This is a genomic window from Confluentibacter lentus (genome assembly GCF_002806995.1).
GTDB lineage: Bacteria > Bacteroidota > Bacteroidia > Flavobacteriales > Flavobacteriaceae > Confluentibacter > Confluentibacter lentus.
This window is the reverse complement of record NZ_NIHE01000005.1, coordinates 160,964-177,870: the sequence shown is the minus strand read 5'-3', so window position 1 is coordinate 177,870 and position 16,907 is coordinate 160,964. Positions and strand designations below refer to the sequence as shown.

The 16,907-nt window shown below is 33.7% G+C and carries 15 protein-coding genes; 9 read left to right on the top strand and 6 right to left on the bottom strand.

All coding sequences use genetic code 11. From position 1 onward, the window contains the following. The first annotated feature begins 113 nt into the window (after nt 1-113). The 6 genes from CDH50_RS11030 to CDH50_RS11005 all read left to right on the top strand — a co-directional run bounded on the left by CDH50_RS11030 (nt 114) and on the right by CDH50_RS11005 (nt 5,424). A complete protein-coding gene (locus CDH50_RS11030) occupies nt 114-1,064 on the top strand; it encodes a D-2-hydroxyacid dehydrogenase (RefSeq protein WP_100612329.1) in 951 nt (316 codons plus the stop codon). 93 nt (nt 1,065-1,157) lie between these two features. Continuing rightward, nucleotides 1,158-1,799 (top strand): DUF937 domain-containing protein, encoded by a 642-nt coding sequence (locus CDH50_RS11025; RefSeq protein ID WP_100612397.1) that lies wholly within the window; start codon nt 1,158-1,160, stop codon nt 1,797-1,799. 218 nt (nt 1,800-2,017) lie between these two features. Next, entirely contained in the window at nt 2,018-2,455 is a 438-nt protein-coding gene (locus tag CDH50_RS11020) for a DUF6146 family protein (RefSeq protein WP_100612328.1), read from the top strand. Nucleotides 2,456-2,489: 34 nt separating this feature from the next. Continuing rightward, nucleotides 2,490-2,792 carry a DUF6787 family protein gene (locus CDH50_RS11015; RefSeq protein WP_100612327.1) on the top strand — a complete coding sequence of 101 codons (303 nt, stop codon included), beginning with the start codon at nt 2,490-2,492 and terminating at the stop codon, nt 2,790-2,792. Further along, nucleotides 2,792-3,124, top strand: a complete 333-nt coding sequence (locus CDH50_RS11010; protein WP_100612326.1) for a hypothetical protein — start codon at nt 2,792-2,794, stop codon at nt 3,122-3,124. Before CDH50_RS11015 ends, CDH50_RS11010 begins: the two co-directional genes overlap by 1 nt. A 65-nt stretch (nt 3,125-3,189) precedes the next feature. Continuing rightward, nucleotides 3,190-5,424 carry a TonB-dependent receptor gene (locus CDH50_RS11005; protein WP_100612325.1) on the top strand — a complete coding sequence of 745 codons (2,235 nt, stop codon included), beginning with the start codon at nt 3,190-3,192 and terminating at the stop codon, nt 5,422-5,424. Between the two features lie 36 nt (nt 5,425-5,460). On the opposite strand, the gene CDH50_RS11000 is transcribed toward CDH50_RS11005, so the two are convergent. The 3 genes from CDH50_RS11000 to msrA all read right to left on the bottom strand — a co-directional run bounded on the left by CDH50_RS11000 (nt 5,461) and on the right by msrA (nt 6,950). Then, nucleotides 5,461-5,742 (bottom strand): hypothetical protein, encoded by a 282-nt coding sequence (locus CDH50_RS11000; RefSeq protein ID WP_100612324.1) that lies wholly within the window; start codon nt 5,740-5,742, stop codon nt 5,461-5,463. A gap of 71 nt (nt 5,743-5,813) precedes the next feature. Continuing rightward, a complete protein-coding gene (folE, locus tag CDH50_RS10995) occupies nt 5,814-6,401 on the bottom strand; it encodes a GTP cyclohydrolase I FolE (RefSeq protein ID WP_100612323.1) in 588 nt (195 codons plus the stop codon). A gap of 3 nt (nt 6,402-6,404) precedes the next feature. After that, nucleotides 6,405-6,950 carry a peptide-methionine (S)-S-oxide reductase MsrA gene (msrA, locus tag CDH50_RS10990; protein WP_100612322.1) on the bottom strand — a complete coding sequence of 182 codons (546 nt, stop codon included), beginning with the start codon at nt 6,948-6,950 and terminating at the stop codon, nt 6,405-6,407. 273 nt (nt 6,951-7,223) lie between these two features. On the opposite strand from msrA, the gene CDH50_RS10985 reads away from it, so the two are divergent. Further along, complete coding sequence (locus tag CDH50_RS10985; protein ID WP_232732002.1) at nt 7,224-9,665, top strand: DUF5916 domain-containing protein; 2,442 nt, start codon at nt 7,224-7,226, stop codon at nt 9,663-9,665. 38 nt (nt 9,666-9,703) lie between these two features. After that, nucleotides 9,704-10,366 carry an ABC transporter ATP-binding protein gene (locus CDH50_RS10980; RefSeq protein ID WP_100612321.1) on the top strand — a complete coding sequence of 221 codons (663 nt, stop codon included), beginning with the start codon at nt 9,704-9,706 and terminating at the stop codon, nt 10,364-10,366. On the opposite strand, the gene CDH50_RS10975 is transcribed toward CDH50_RS10980, so the two are convergent. Beyond that, nucleotides 10,358-11,512 carry a PepSY-associated TM helix domain-containing protein gene (locus CDH50_RS10975; RefSeq protein WP_100612320.1) on the bottom strand — a complete coding sequence of 385 codons (1,155 nt, stop codon included), beginning with the start codon at nt 11,510-11,512 and terminating at the stop codon, nt 10,358-10,360. The two genes, CDH50_RS10980 and CDH50_RS10975, sit on opposite strands and share 9 nt — an antisense overlap. Before the next feature lie 54 nt (nt 11,513-11,566). Continuing rightward, a complete protein-coding gene (locus CDH50_RS10970; RefSeq protein ID WP_100612319.1) occupies nt 11,567-13,957 on the bottom strand; it encodes a TonB-dependent receptor in 2,391 nt (796 codons plus the stop codon). A gap of 192 nt (nt 13,958-14,149) precedes the next feature. Here CDH50_RS10970 and CDH50_RS10965 point away from each other — a divergent pair, with 192 nt between their 5' ends. Next, on the top strand, nt 14,150-14,914 hold the full coding sequence (locus tag CDH50_RS10965) for a TIGR02757 family protein (protein ID WP_100612318.1): 765 nt from the start codon (nt 14,150-14,152) through the stop codon (nt 14,912-14,914). 65 nt (nt 14,915-14,979) lie between these two features. Here the strand turns inward: CDH50_RS10965 and CDH50_RS10960 are convergent, their stop codons facing one another. Beyond that, nucleotides 14,980-16,875 carry a M61 family metallopeptidase gene (locus CDH50_RS10960; RefSeq protein ID WP_100612317.1) on the bottom strand — a complete coding sequence of 632 codons (1,896 nt, stop codon included), beginning with the start codon at nt 16,873-16,875 and terminating at the stop codon, nt 14,980-14,982. Nucleotides 16,876-16,907 lie beyond the last annotated feature (32 nt).

Sequence of the window (16,907 nt, the reverse complement as noted above, 5' to 3'; positions counted from 1 at the left end):
AAGATTGCTACGTCATACTTCCTCGCAATGACAAAAAATAAAATTAATCAGAAGTAAAAGTATAATCGTTCTTGAAACTTTTAACTTTTAACTTTTAACTTTTAACTAAAAAAATGAAAGTATTAGCAAACGACGGTATTTCACAAAGCGGTAAAGATGCTTTAGAAAAAGGTGGTTATGAAGTGATTACCACAACTGTAGCACAAGAACAATTAGCAAATTATATTAACGAAAAAGGCATTGATGTCCTATTGGTACGTAGTGCAACTACAGTTAGAAAAGATTTAATAGACACCTGCCCAGGCATCAAAATAATCGGTCGTGGCGGTGTAGGTATGGACAATATTGATGTGGATTATGCCATTTCAAAAGGTATTCATGTCATTAATACCCCAGCATCATCGTCGCATTCTGTTGCGGAATTGGTATTTGGACATTTCTATGGTTTAGCACGTTTTTTACATCAATCCAATAGAGATATGCCTTTAGAGGGCGACGTTAGCTTTGGTAAGTTGAAAAAAGCATACGCTAAAGGCGTTGAATTAAAAGGAAAAACCTTGGGTGTTATAGGTTTCGGACGTATTGGTCAAGCCACTGCAAAAGTAGGTTTAGGTGCTGGCATGAAAGTGGTTGCCTTCGATCCTTTTATTGAAAAAGCGACTTTAGAATTAGACTTTTTCGACGGACAAAAAGTGAATTTTGATATTAAAACCATTTCTAAAGAAGAGGTTATAAAACAGTCTGACTTCATTACTTTACATGTGCCAGCTCAAGATGGTTATGTTATTAGTAAAAATGAATTCAACATGATGAAAGATGGCGTGTACATTGCTAATGCTGCTCGTGGCGGTGTTATTGATGAAGTTGCCTTAGTTGAAGCTATCATGAACGGAAAAGTTGCAGGCGCAGCTTTAGATGTTTTTGAAAAAGAACCAAAGCCAGAAATTACGTTATTAATGAATTCTGGCCTATCGCTAACACCTCATATAGGTGCAGCTACTGAAGAAGCACAAGACAGAATTGGAACAGAATTAGCCGCTCAAATTATTGGCATACTAGGTTAATAACCAAATCAATATAATTTTTAATTAAAACTTCTGGCTGCCATGTTAGAAGTTTTTTTTGTATATTCAAATCTGTATTTAAAAAATAAAATCATGTCTGGAATATTAGATTTACTAAACAGCGATTTAGGAAAAACAATCGTTAGTGGCGTTTCAAACGAAACCAACCAACCACAAAGCAAAACACAAGACATTTTAACTATGGCATTACCCGTTTTAATGGCTGCCATGAAACGTAATGCTGCCACACCTCAAGGTGCAGAAGGACTTATGAGTGCCTTAAACAGCAAACACGATGGCAGTATTTTAGATAACCTAGGCGGTTTGTTTAGTGGTGGCGTTGGCAACGATGTTATGGAAGATGGCAGTAAAATATTGGGCCATGTTTTAGGTGGCAAACAACAAAACGTACAAATGGCAATAAGCCAAAAATCTGGAATCGATGCTAATTCCGTTGCTCAAATTTTAAAAGTAGCAGCCCCCATCTTATTGGGTGTTTTAGGTAATCAAGCTAAAAAACAAAACGTAAATAACCCTAGCGGTTTAGAAAGTTTACTTGGCGACATGCTTGGTGGTAATTCCAATAAAAACGAACAAAGCTTTTTAGAGTCCATTTTAGATGCCGATGGCGATGGCAGTGTTATTGATGATGTTGCAGGCATGGTTCTGGGAAACAGCAATCAGAAAAAAGGTGGACTTGGTGGTCTTTTAGGAGGCCTTTTTGGAAGAAAATAAATAATACGTTCACACATATTCAAAACACCAAACATTAACATGTTTGGTGTTTTTTATTAAAAACCATTCATAAACAAGTATTTAAGAAATGATTTTTGTAATTTTAAGTATTTGGTTTTAGAATGTCACTCAATGAAAACCATTGTTAACTCATTATGATTTTCAGAACAATACATAAGATGATAATTTTGGGTTATTAATCATTTAAAATTATAGTTATGAAAACAATAATATACATATTACTGGTTTGCGGCTTTATAATTGGTTGTAACACCACGAAGCCCATAGCTTCAAAAACGAACGAAAAATTAGCAAATGCGAAATTAAGTGACACCGTTAAAATTGAGAACGATTCCTTAGAATATCAAATCATTATTATTGAACCTGGTTTTAATGCTTGGTTGGTAGGCAATGCAAGACCAGAAGGATTTTATTCTCAAACATTCTTGGAAAATAGGAACATCATTTATGTGAATGAATGGAATAGAAGAGCTACAAATCCTACTCAGTTCAACGGTAATCTATACCAAATGCAAATTGATTACTATTACGGCATAGACTACGGTTATGAAGTTAATTATAAGCTATATAATTATTTTATTTACTTCCAGCTAACTTATAACCAAAGATTAGGTCCTTTTACGCCAAGAATTTAAATCCTTTCCTTATTTTTGCAATTAAATTGCATTTGTGAATAAGTTAAAAGAACGTTGGGGCATAGAATCTAATTTTCAAATAGCCATCATTTTTATTGTTTTTGCTATTACAGGCTCTACGGCTTCCTATATAGGGAAACCCATCTTAGGTTTTTTAAACATCACTCCAGATACGTTTAATACTGTTTTGTATTGGACAATCAGAATATTTATTCTTTTTATTATGTATCAATTTTTATTGGTATTTTTCGGTTGGCTTTTTGGTCAGCATAAATTCTTTTGGAATTTTGAAAAAAAGATGCTTAGCAGATTTGGCCTTAAACGCTTTTTAGATTAATGCAGATATTAAAACAACATATCACATTTAAAATTTTTGCTTTTGCTCTAGCAATGGTTTTACTTGTTCCTACAGTTGTTAAATTCAATCATATTTTTGTAAACCATAAACATGATATTTGTCAAGGTGAAAAATCGACACATTTACACGAATTAAATACAGATTGCGATTTTTATAAGTTCAAATTAAACAATCCTTACACATATACATATTTTGACTTTAACTTATTCGTACCTAAAGAGCCAACTTTAGGCATAATATCCCAATATCAATTTCTTAGTAAGTACCAACGCTTACAAATTGCGCTTCGCGGTCCTCCTTCTTTAACTTAATAATTAGAAAATAAGCCAATACTATTCGGCATCAAAAATTATTATTAAATTAAAGATAAATAACTATGCGATTATTTTTAAATGCATTGCTATTGCTAGCAATTACAAATTTATATTCTCAAAATTCTATAAAAGGTTCGGTTACAGACGCCAATACAAATCAAAGTTTAGCGTTTGTTAACATCTATATTACCGACCTTGAAAAAGGAACAACCTCTAATGAAAATGGTCTATTTCAAATAGATAATATACCCTCAGGAAAGCACACCATGCAAGTCTCTATTATAGGTTATGAAACACAATCTATAAACATCATCATTCCAAACTCAAACGATTATACCATACGCTTGATACCTTCTGCCATTGAAATGGAAGATATTATAATATCTACACCCTTTCATAAACTTCAAAGTGAAAATGTCATGAAAGTGGAACAAGAAAGTGTAAAAAACTTAAGAGCAAATGGAGCCGTAAACTTAGCTGACGGTATTACCAATATAGCTGGTGTAGAAAGTGTTACCACAGGATTAAGTATTGGAAAGCCCGTTATAAGAGGATTAAGCTCCAATAGGGTTTTGGTTTACACCCAGGGTGTCCGTTTAGAAAATCAACAATTTGGTGCCGAACATGGTTTAGGCATAAGCGATAACGGCATTGAAAGTATTGAAGTTATTAAAGGTCCTGCGTCTCTATTATATGGTAGCGATGCATTAGGAGGCGTGCTATATTTAAATCCTGAAAGATTTGCATCAACAAATTCGTCGGAAGGCGATTTTGGCGGAAACTATTTTAGCAATACAAAAGGGTATAATACCAATGCTGGCTATAAATCATCTGAAGATCATTTTAAATTTTTATTTAGAGGAAGTCTGACCGAGCATTCCGATTATAAAACCAAAGATTATAGAGTTACCAACACACGCTTTAGAGAACAAGATTTTAAAGCTGGTATTGGCTATCAGGACCATGGGTTTAAAACGGAATTTAGGTATAATGTAAACCATTCTAAATTAGGCATTCCAGAAGACATTGGGGAACAATCTACCTTAAGAACTCCTTTGTTGCCTTTTCAAGATATTACCAATCATGTGTTCAGTTCAAAATCAACCATATATCTCAAAAATTCTAGATTAGACATCAATTTAGGGTATATATATAATGATAGAAAAGAGTTTGAAGATCACCACCATCATGAAGACGAAGAAGAACATGAAGATGAAGATCATGCTGAAGATGAGCATGAAAACGAAGTTTTAGAAGCTGCACTTCACATGAAATTAAAAACAACCAATTATGATGTGAAATATCATCTACCAACATTAGGCAAATTTGAAACCATTCTAGGCGTTCAAGGTATGAACCAAATAAACACCAACTATGGTGAAGAAGAACTAATTCCTAATGCTACCACCAATGACTTTGGGATACTGGGTGTTTCCCACATTCATTTTGAAAAATCAGATTTGCAATTGGGTGTTCGCTATGATAATAGACATATTAATATTCAATCAGGCATACAAAAAAACTTTAACAGCTTTAATGGTGCTGCGGGTATTAAGTCCAATATTACAAAAAACATAACCGCTAGGATAAATTTATCAACTGGCTTCAGAGCACCTAATTTGGCTGAACTAACATCCGATGGCACTCATGAAGGTACAAACAGATATGAAATTGGTAATATTGACTTAAAAAATGAACAAAATTTTCAAAGCGATGTGAATCTTGAGTTTAAAAATGATCATGTTGAGTTTTTTGTGAACGGTTTTTATAATAAGGTCAATAACTACATTTTCTTGTCTCCAGATGGAACTTTTATTGATGGCGATCCTGTTTTTGTTTATTTGCAAGATGATGCCCGATTGTATGGTGGTGAAATTGGGCTACATATTCACCCCCATCCTTTAGATTGGCTGCATATAGAGTCTAGTTTTGAAACCGTTACCGGGAAACAAAAAAATGACACCTATTTACCATTAATCCCTGCCAATTCCATATCAAATATTCTTAGGGTAGAATTTGAAAGACCATGGTTAAAAAAGGGTTATGCTTTTATAAAATTAAAAACAACATTTGCCCAAAATAATGTAGATGTTTTCGAAACTACTTCTGATGGCTTTAATTTATTAAGTACTGGATTGGGTGGTACTTTTTCTTTATTTAAAAACGAAGCCACAATTACATTATCTGGTACTAACTTAACGAATGTAAATTATATAAATCATTTGTCTAGACTGAAACCAGACGGTATTTTTAATATGGGAAGAAATATAAATATTGGTATTACATACCAATTATAAAACAAAATCCCTTTCATTGGTTTGAAAGGGATTTTTTTATTGTTTTACTTCTATAACCTTCTTTTTATCTTCACTTTTATTAAACACGTAGGTGTAAATCCACATCAAAGTAAATGAGGGAATAAAATCTATAAAAGGAATAGCTTCTTCAATAAAAGATATGGCAGCAGCAACTTTACCCGAGGTACCTTTATAAAGTTTGGTCATTAAATACGCCGATAACGGTGCCCAAACAAAATCAAACGGTGGAAATACATACGAGATGTAACCACAACCGTCAAATAATAGCCCCAGTAAGAGCTTTTTGTTTTTACTCATAGAGTCATTCATAATTATTTATGCAATAAATGTGTTGTAAGCAACAATGAATACAATAAATATACCGAAATCTACTTACCAATTAACTTCAAAAATTCATTTCGGGTTTCAATCTTTTCAAACTGCCCTCTAAACCCCGATGTGGTTGTTATGGAATTCTGTTTTTGAACGCCACGCATCATCATACACATGTGGGATGCTTCAATAACAACAGCGACTCCCTGTGGTTTTAAAGTATCATTGATACAATCTAAAATCTGTTCAGTTAAACGTTCTTGAACCTGCAAGCGTCTTGCAAAAATATCAACAATTCTTGGCAGTTTGCTGAGACCTACGATATAACCATTTGGAATGTATGCAATATGTGCTTTACCAAAAAAAGGCAAGATATGATGTTCACAAAGTGAATACAACTCAATGTCTTTTACAATAACCATTTCGTTATAAGACTCTTTAAACATGGCACTTTTAAGCACCTTTACAGGATCTTGATGATAGCCTTGTGTTAAAAACTGCATGGCTTTGGCGGCACGTTCTGGGGTTTTTAACAAACCATCCCTTTCTGTATCCTCACCCAAATCCTTAATAATGTTTTTATACCTCTCCCTAACATCATCAGTTACCTGGATATTGTACTCTTCAAATTTTTTATATGGCATGATTTAAATGGTCTTTAATTTATTTGAATACACCGCTTTTAGCTTTTTCAATTTGGGATTTATAACAAACTGACAATAGGCCTGCTCACTGTTTTGATTGTAATAATTTTGATGGTAGTCTTCTGCATTATAAAATACTTCTGAGGGTACGACTTCGGTAACTATGGGACTATCGAAAATATGTTCTTTTTCAAGATACTCTATGAAACTTTCAGCCACTTGTTTTTGAATGTCATCATTATAAAATATGGATGATCGGTATTGTGTACCAACATCATTCCCTTGCCTATTTAATGTCGTTGGGTCGTGTGTGGCAAAGAATATTTCTAAAAGTTCTTGATAACTGATGATATTCTCATCATAAAAAATTTGAATAGCTTCGGCATGTCCAGTACGACCAGTACAAATTTCCCGATATGCCGGATTTTTTATATGCCCACCCGTATATCCTGAAATTACTTTTTCAACACCTTGTAATCGTAAAAAAACGGCTTCTGTACACCAAAAGCACCCCCCAGCGAATGTGGCAATTTGTAAATTATTATTCATATGTAGGTATTTATTTTTTTTAAAAGGTCATATGATATCGCCTTAGTATTATGGGTAGTTTTTACAAAAAAAATTGCTGTTGGCGATTTCATAGCACTTAAAGTTAAGAAAATTTTAGTTGCTCAAGACCATAAAAACTTACACTCCCTTTATAATTTAACTTTTGATTAAGAATAACTTTTTAATGCTCTCTTAATTTTGTAAGATTATCATTAACAAACAATTTTTTATTGTTTTAAATAAAACAATAAAAACTATCAATCAAAAAAACAAATGAAACTAATCAATTCAATGTTTCTTCTTGCCCTTTTTAGTATCTCATCAGTACTGGCTCAAGAAACTGAAAAAAAATCATTAACTATTTCAAAAACCAATAATCCACCTTTAATTGATGGTATTCTAAACGATAATGTATGGCAAAATCTAGAAGAAGCAAAGGACTTTACTCAGTTTAGACCAGAAATGGGCATTAAAGACTCCATGGGCATTAAAACCATTGTTAAAGTTACTTATGATGATAATGCCATTTATTTTGGTGCTTATTTGCATGACGACCCTACCAAAATAATGAATCAGCTCACTACAAGAGATAATTTTGGACAAACAGATTTTTTAGGTATTGTTATCAACCCAAATAATGATGCCCAAAATGATACAGAGTTTTTTATTTTTCCCTCGGGAACACAAGCCGACGCCATTGCAAATCCGAGTATAGGTGAAGATTTTGGATGGAATGCCGTATGGGAAAGTAAGGTTTCTTTGGTAGAAGATGGCTGGATTGTAGAAGTGAAAATACCTTATGATGCACTCAGATTTTCAAATGAAAATGTTCAAACATGGGGACTTCAGTTTCACAGGCATTTTAGAAGAAATAGAACGCAATACACATGGAATCCGATTGATATTACAAAAGGAAACATTGGTTTATACCATGGCGAACTTAAAGGAATCGAAAATATTGAATCCCCTATTAGGCTTAGTTTTTACCCTTTTACTTCAGGATTGGTTAATTCTTATGATGGGGTTACCGACACAGATTTAAATTTTGGCCTGGATGTGAAATATGGGATTACCGAAAACTTTACGCTTGATGCCACTCTAGTACCTGATTTCAGCCAAGCTGGTTTCGATAATTTAGAATTAAATTTAGGCCCCTTTGAGCAAACATTTTCAGAGCAGCGCCAATTCTTTACTGAAGGTGTGGATTTATTCAGCAAGGGTAATTTATTTTTCTCAAGACGTGTAGGCAATGGTCCGACTGGTACTGTTGAATTAAATGAAAATGAAACTATTGAAAAATATCCAAATACCGTAAAAGTTTTAAATGCCGTAAAAGTATCTGGCAGGACAAAAAACGGGCTTGGTATCGGTATTTTTAACGCCATTACCGAAAAAACGTATGCCACTATAAAAAACACGGAAACCGATGAGATAAGAAAAGAAGTTGTCGAGCCCATTTCCAACTATAATATTTTGGTTGTAGACCAGCAATTCAATAAAAATTCATCCGTAAGCCTTATAAACACTAATGTTACTCGAAATGGCAACTTTAGAGATGCCAATGTTACAGGACTTCTTTTTAATATATCAAATAAAAGAAACACCTACAATTTGCAGGGTGAAACAAAAATGAGCAATATTAATGCTCTTGACGGTGCTAAAACAGGTTACAGCACCTATTTTTCTGCCAGAAAATCACATGGTAAATTTCGATATGGTTTCGATCATAGCTATGCCGATACAAAATATGACATCAATGATTTAGGCCTAATTTACAGGAACAATTATAATAATATGGGTGTAGACGTTTCCTATAGAATTTTTGAACCTACTAAAAAGTTAAACAATTATTACATTGGTGGGTACTATAATTATAATAGATTGGCAGACCCTGGTGTTTATACAGGAAGTAGTTTAGGATTAAATTACAATGCACAAACTAAAACGCTTCATAACTATGGTATCAATATTAATATCCAACCAGGCAAACAATATGATTATTTCGAACCAAGAACAGCAGGTAGATTTTTTATTTATGAAAATCGAGTAAATTCAGGGATATGGTTTTCATCTAACTATAATAAGATATTTGCTTTTGATGTTAATTTTGGCGGTCTCACCTATTTTGAAGATACTAGAGACAGTAATGAATATTGGTTTGGGATTGAACCCCGAATTAGATTTAATGACAAACTTTTAGTTAGATATTCATTTAATTATAATAAAGAATTTAACGATAGAGGTTATGCAACAAAAGTTGGTGACGATATTATTTTTGGAGAACGTGATAGAAAAACCATAGTAAACTCACTTTCGGGAAGTTACACATTTAATTCCTTTAATAGCTTATCTCTAACTTTTAGGAATTATTGGTCAACGGTAGATTATAAGGATGATTTTTTTACACTTGAAGATAATGGAAGGCTGAACGCTAATTCTGGTTATGAATTAAGTGATTTGCAAAATAATCCAAATGCCAATTTTAATACTTGGAATTTAGATTTTAGTTATTCTTGGCAATTTGCTCCCGGAAGTTTTTTAACGGCATTGTATAGAAATCAGTTGTTCAACTATGATAATAATGCTAATGATTCATATAGCAAAAGTTTAGACACCCTTTTTGATCAACCCATACAACATACCTTTTCTTTAAGATTGCAGTATTTTATTAATTATTCCAGTGTAAAAAACATTTTTAATAAGAAACATATTTGAGTATTGCCAATAACCACTTAAAGTACTAAATTGTGTGCATGATCCAAGCAAAAAATATTCACAAATACTACAACGATTTACACGTATTAAAAGGTGTTGATATCCATGTAAAAAAAGGCGAAATTGTTTCTATAGTTGGTGCTTCAGGTGCCGGAAAAACAACCTTATTACAAATACTAGGAACCTTAGACAGAGCATCCAATAAAGAAGATTTCAATCTTACAATAAATGACACTAGTATTAAATCATTGAATGATAAAGCCTTGGCTAAATTCAGGAATGAACACATTGGTTTTATTTTTCAGTTCCATCAACTTTTACCCGAATTTACCGCTTTAGAAAACGTATGTTTGCCTGCTTTTATAAAAGGGACAAAAAAGTCTGAGGCTGAAACTAAAGCTAAAGAACTTTTAGATTTCTTGGGCTTATCTCATCGCTACAACCACAAGCCAAACGAATTGTCTGGTGGTGAGCAGCAACGTGTAGCGGTAGCAAGGGCTCTGGTAAATAGTCCCGGACTTATTTTTGCCGATGAACCTTCTGGAAATTTAGATAGTGAATCGGCCGAAAATCTACACAACCTCTTTTTTAAACTAAGAGACGAATTTGGTCAAACCTTTGTGATTGTCACCCACAATGAAGAGCTAGCCAATTTAGCGGACAGAAAACTAACCATGGTCGATGGGAAAATTTTAATATGATGCCTCCAAAGCATTTCCTTTAGTTACATTTTCTTTTTTATATTTTCTACCATACCACAAAAGTATGCCCGTTACCGGTAAAGTTGCTGTAAGTAGACTTACCAAAAAGGCAATTATTTTACCTGCCAAACCACCAATGGCACCAATGTGGATATCGTAGTTCATGCGTAATATTTTTTCACCGACTTCGGCATTTTTATATTTGCCATAAACCCCTGGCGTTTCTATTTCTTCTAAGGTGTTTTGATCGAAGAATCGGAAATCGGAATCATAATAAACCCCTTCAGTATTTGAAACCTCTACATAAATGCTAGAAACATCCGAATCTGGATAATGCAATTCAATACTTTCCGCATTGGGCAATTCCTTTTGAAGTTTTGCAATTAAAAAATCCATTGGAACAGTTTTTCCGTCAGGTTTAAAATCACCACTAATGTTTTCTGGAATAATAAACGCTGCAACTTTATCACCACCGGCCGACTTATAAACGACATATTTAAGCCAATCATAGGACATAATTGTGCCCGTAAAAGCCAATATTAATGCTAATGAACAAATATAAAAACCAACAATCGTGTGCAAATCAAAGTTTTTGCGTTTCCAACGTGTGGTGGGTTTCCACATAAATTGCAATCGCTGTTTTAAGTTTTTACGCTTTTTAGGAATCCATAAAATAAATCCCGAAATGATGATGAAAATAAATAGTAAAATAGAAGCACCAACCACTTGTTCACCAATATCTTTTGGCAACCACAAACGCATATGGCCTTTTAGTATAAACGCAAAAAAACCCGAAAGGTGGTCTTCTATATGAATGATTTCTCCTGAATACGGATTTACAAAAACACTTTGGTAAAACTCTGGTTCGGCATCATAAAAAATAACTTCAATGGCTTCATTTTTATTACTAAAAAGGCTACCATGAATGGTATTATTTGGAAATACCGATGCCCCAATATTTTTAACTTCCGTTGGTGTTAATATGGGTTTATCTTGTTTTTCAACAATTTTATAATCGGAATATAAACTTTCAATTTCATCCCTAAATGCCCAACAACAACCTGTGATGGCAACTATAAATACAACAACCCCTGTTACTAATCCTAAAATTTTATGAAGCGTAAGAATGCTTTTTCTGTAACCCATATTTAAGTATGAAAGGGCAATTAAAAATTGCCCTTTTTAAAATTAATATTTTGTTTAAAATCTATAAGTGAAATTCGCCATTAAAGCGCGTGGAGCTTGCGGATTTATGGTTGACCACCCTTTGTAATATTCTTTATTAAATGCATTGTTCAATTTTAAGCCAAAGGTATAATTGTCTGCCACATAAAAAATTGAGGCGTTGGCAACCGTGTACGCTGGCAAAATAAAATCTCCCGTAGCTGCGTAGTTAATAGCATAACGCTCGCTTCCACCATTAAGTCCGAAACCAAGTCCAAAACCGTCAAAATCACCTTCTTGAAATTCATATGTCGCCCACAAATTATATAGGTTTCTTGGCCCAGCTTCCAATGGCCTTCTGTTTAAAATATTGGTGTTATCAGATTTTGTTGTTTCACTATCGTTGTTACTAAAACCAGCTCTAATATTTAATCCTTTTGTAGGGTTGGCATTAATTTCAATTTCAAAACCTTTGCTTACAACCTCGCCACCTTGAATTTTATTAAAAATGGATGCTGGGTCTGTAATCACTCTATCTTTTACTTTGATATCGTAATAACTTGCAGTAACATTCAATTTATTGTTGAATAAGTTAGTTTTAATTCCAAACTCAAATTGATTGGCTTGTTCTGGATCGAAATTTTTTAATGTTTGCGGACCATCATCAGGATCTCCAACCAATGCTGGTGCCACATTGGTAAATCCATTTTGATAATTTGCAAAAATAGATAGTTGATTTAAAATTGGTTGATACATCAATCCTAATTTTGGTGAAAATGTTGTTTGATTGTAATCATCTGCTCCTGTTGTAATATCCCCTTTGCTATCAAAATGGTCTAAACGAAGTCCGACCATAGCAGATAAATTTGGTGTAATATTTAATACATCAGAAACATACAAACTGTAAATATCAAATTGGGATTTTGCATTATTAACACTTTGTGAAGCCAAAGCAGCATCAACACCAGCAGTTGACAATGGATACCCTGCTTCTTGAGTTCCATCTGGTGTTACACTTCCATAGTATGCATAGCCAGTACCGTTATCAGTAGAACTAACGCTTAAATAATCCATGCCGATAACCACTCTATTTCTTAAATCGGCAATTTTAAAATCACCTATAAAGTTTTGTTGAATATCAGTCGTTTGCGTATTGGCATTTTGCTTGTTTAAATATCTTGAAAATGTAATCTCTGGAGTGCCTCCAAAATCGTATAAATAAGTATAATATCCTTTTGTAGAAGTGGTACTTTTAGAAAGCAATGTTTGTGATTGCCATGTATCGGACAATTTATAATCCATTTCAATTCTGTAATTCTGCGTCGGATTTTCTAATGACAAATCGTTGCTAGTAAAAGAGAATTTATTATTATAACCCAGCTCATCCAGATTTGTTGCCACAGATGGCGCTGCTCTGTTTAAAAATAAAAAGGTTGGGTTTGTTTGTTCCGCTTGGGTGATTTCTCCATAAAATGAAAACGATAATCTGTTGTTTACTTTATAGGATAATGACGGTGCGACAAAAAACGTTTTTCTGAATCCAGCATCTTGAAAACTTTGTTCTGTTGAATAGGATGTATTTAATCTGAAATATATGTTTTTCTCTTTATTTAAAGCGGTGTTGAAATCGCCTGTAATTTGATTCAATCCGTAAGAACCCGATGTGAAAGACACTTCGCCACCTGTACCCACATACGGTTTTTTAGTCACGACATTGATTAATCCACCATAAGATGTTACCGCATTTCCAAATAATGTTGCAGAAGGCCCTTTTACGACTTCAATACGTTCAATATTAGCTGGATTGATAGTTCCGTTTGTTAAACCAGGAAGGCCATTTACTAATTGTGGTTGTACTGAAAACCCTCGTAAAGAATAATAACCAGCTCCATCGCCACCACGACCTGTAGATGCCCATAAGCTTTCCACACCAACAGCATTTTTAAGTGCATCATCAAAATTAGTAACCAATTGCGATTGTAATAATTCTGTTGTGATGGTACTATAAACCTGCGTATTTTCAATATCCCTTAAAGAAAGTTTAGAAACATAAGCCGTTTCTTTTCTTGAGAATTTGTTTGTTCGCTCGCCATTAATGACCACTTCATCTAAAATTTCATTGCCTTCATAAAGCGTGATAATTCCTAAATCGATTGTTTGATTGGCATTTAAATTAATTGCTACTTCTTTAGATTTAAAACCTAAGTAAGAGATGGCAAGCACATAATCTCCATTGGCAATATTTGATATTTCAAAAGCCCCATTATCGTTGGTTTGTATTCCTTTGGAGGTCGATTTTAGACTAACATTCACACCAGAAAGAGCATTATTGTTATTATCTTGTATGGTTCCTTTAATGTTTCCGTTTTGCGAAAAACCAAAAGCACTCATAACAAAAACAGAAAGGATGGTAAGTTGTTTTCTCATTTTTATTTATTTAGACTTAATATAAATAGTTAATTTTGAGCAAAAATATATACCAAACTTGGTTTATGCAAATTATTTAGAATAAATCTAAATAAAAACATATAAGTGATTGAATAACTTATTTTTACGAGGCCAATTATGAAGAATGGCTAATAATAAATACCTTATTTTTGCTTTTAAAAACAAAAAAAATTGAACAAAACAGAGTTAAAAGAGTTTCTTGACACTAAAACTAAGGAATACAACAATCCCCGTTTTATTGAAAGTGACCCCATTCAAATACCACATCAATTCAGAAACAAAGAAGACATTGAAATAGCAGGGTTTTTAACGGCTTCCATCGCTTGGGGAAACCGAAAAAGCATTATTAACAATGCCAAACGTTTGATGGATTTGCTAGATGATTCGCCTTATGATTTTGTAATCCATCATCAAGAAACGGATTTAGAAAAGCTACAATCCTTTGTGCACAGAACATTTAATGCAGATGATGCTATACAATTTATAAAATCGTTAAAACACATTTATTTACAACATAATGGATTAGAATCCGTTTTCGCCAAATATGCCGAAACCGATTCCATGCAAACAGCCATTTCAAAATTTAAGACTGTTTTTTTTGAAATGGAGCACCTCCTCAGAACCCAAAAACATATTAGCGATCCTTTAAAAAATTCAGCTGCAAAACGCATTAATATGTTTTTACGTTGGATGGTTAGAAACGATAAAACGGGCGTGGATTTTGGTATTTGGAAATCCATCTCCCCAAGTCAACTATCTTGCCCGTTGGATGTACATTCAGGGAACGTAGCCCGGAAATTAGGGTTGTTAAATAGAAAACAAAATGATGCCAAAGCCTTGTTGGAATTGGATAAGGCTTTGAGAAAATTGGACCCAAACGATCCTGTAAAATACGATTTTGCTTTATTTGGATTAGGCGTTTTTGAAAAGTTTTAATCAAAAAAAACGATTGATAAGAAGCCCCATCAATCGTTAATCTAAAAATCGTAATTCACAAACGCTTAGCCTTTTAACCAAGCTTCACGCAAATCCAATTGTTGCTTAGTAGCATCTGCCTTTGCTTTTAGCACTTCTCCTTTGGTGTAAGATTGAACAGTTTTTGTTTTTATTTCAATAGCTTCTCCTGCTCTATTCAAGATAACATTAACATCTTGCCCAACAGACCACATAAATACTTTCTGTAAAACGTCATTTGCATTTTGCATGGTTAAATCGGTTCCATCAATGGTTTTAATAATATCTCCAGATTTTACGCCTAAATCGTTCCAAAAACTATTATCCTTTACAGCGTCCGTAAAGAAAATGGTACCATATTGTGGATTTCCAGCTATAATTAATTCCCCGCCATTTAAAATAAAATTAGTTTCAACCTTATCATCTTCCACGATTTCCAATCCTACTTTTTCAAAAAAATCACTATAATTTATGGGCGTTGTGCCTACAACATGCGTGTTTAAAAATGCCCCTATGGAAGGGTATGTCATGGCTGTAATTTCCCCAATAAGTTTATCATCTTCAAAAGGTTTGTTGACACCATATTTATTTGATAACTCTTTCATTAAAGATAAAATACCTCGTTGTCCATTACTTTCCTCTCTCATTAAAATATCGATACACATACCAATCAACGCTCCTTTTTGGTACACGTTTAAATATTGGTCTGCATATGGTTTATTAATAACATTTTCACTCATGACCGTAAAACTCATAGTGTCATCTAACTGTAATGAATTCTGAATTTTATCATAAATAGTCGCATAAAACTTATCTTCTGTTACCAATCCTTGATCGACTTGAAACAAGGTCGCGAAATACTCGGTAACACCTTCATACATCCATAAATGTTTTGAGAATGTTGGATTGTTATAATCAAAGTAATGCACATCTTCAGAATGCACACTTAAAGGGGTTACTATATGAAAAAACTCGTGAGACACCACATCAATCATACCTTCATCCAAATCTTCTGCTGGGTAATCTTCTGGCATGACAACCACGGTAGATTTGTGGTGCTCTAAAGCACCAAATCCTTTAGGAGCACCTTCACTTCTGTCAGATAAATAAAGAAAGATATCATATCTAGGTGTGCTATTAATATCTCCTAAAAATGTTTTTTGAGCATCCATCATCTTAAGCATCGCAGGTTTTAAGGATGCTGCGGAATGCACTTTATTTGGAGAATACACACTCAACACAATTTTAATATCACCAACTTTAAATTCTTCAACGCTTAGGTTTCCGTACATCATGGGGTTATCTGTAACATCAAAATACCTAGGAGCTATATAGTTTGTTGTAACGGCTTTACCGTCTGTACTTGTGGAGCTTCCTGTTTCTTGCAATGCAGAAGAACGCACAAAATCCGCTGGCGCGGTGACATTCACTGTATATTGATTACTTTTTAAAGAGTCGAAATAACCAATAAAACCATGTAAATTCAATACATAATTATCAGGTTCAATGTTGGTTCCAGATGGTGAAAATGGTTCTTCTTTACCAATACCGCCCTCAGTTTCTACATCAAACGTATCGTTAACTAGGTAGGTAATTTTATCCAATTTTTTGGCATTGGCAATCGTCCAAGTATTGACATCTGTTTTTACAACAGACAATTCATTGCCTTTATAATCGTAAGCCTTAAAATCGTCCACATACTTACCAAAATTGCTAATGGAGTAAGTTCCTTGAACAACTTTTGGCAATCTATACGTCACATTATCAATATTAAACCTGCCTGGGTTAATAGTTACCGGCACTTTATCATTTTCAACTTTTGTTAAATCTATTGAAGTTTCTATAGGCAGTGCTGTTGCCAAATCATTACCAATTGTTTGGGTTGACGTACAACCAACAAATAGTATTCCCGCAAACAAGGCGGATAAAATTCTTGTTTTCATGTAATTTTTTTAAATTCTTTAAAAGGACGCCA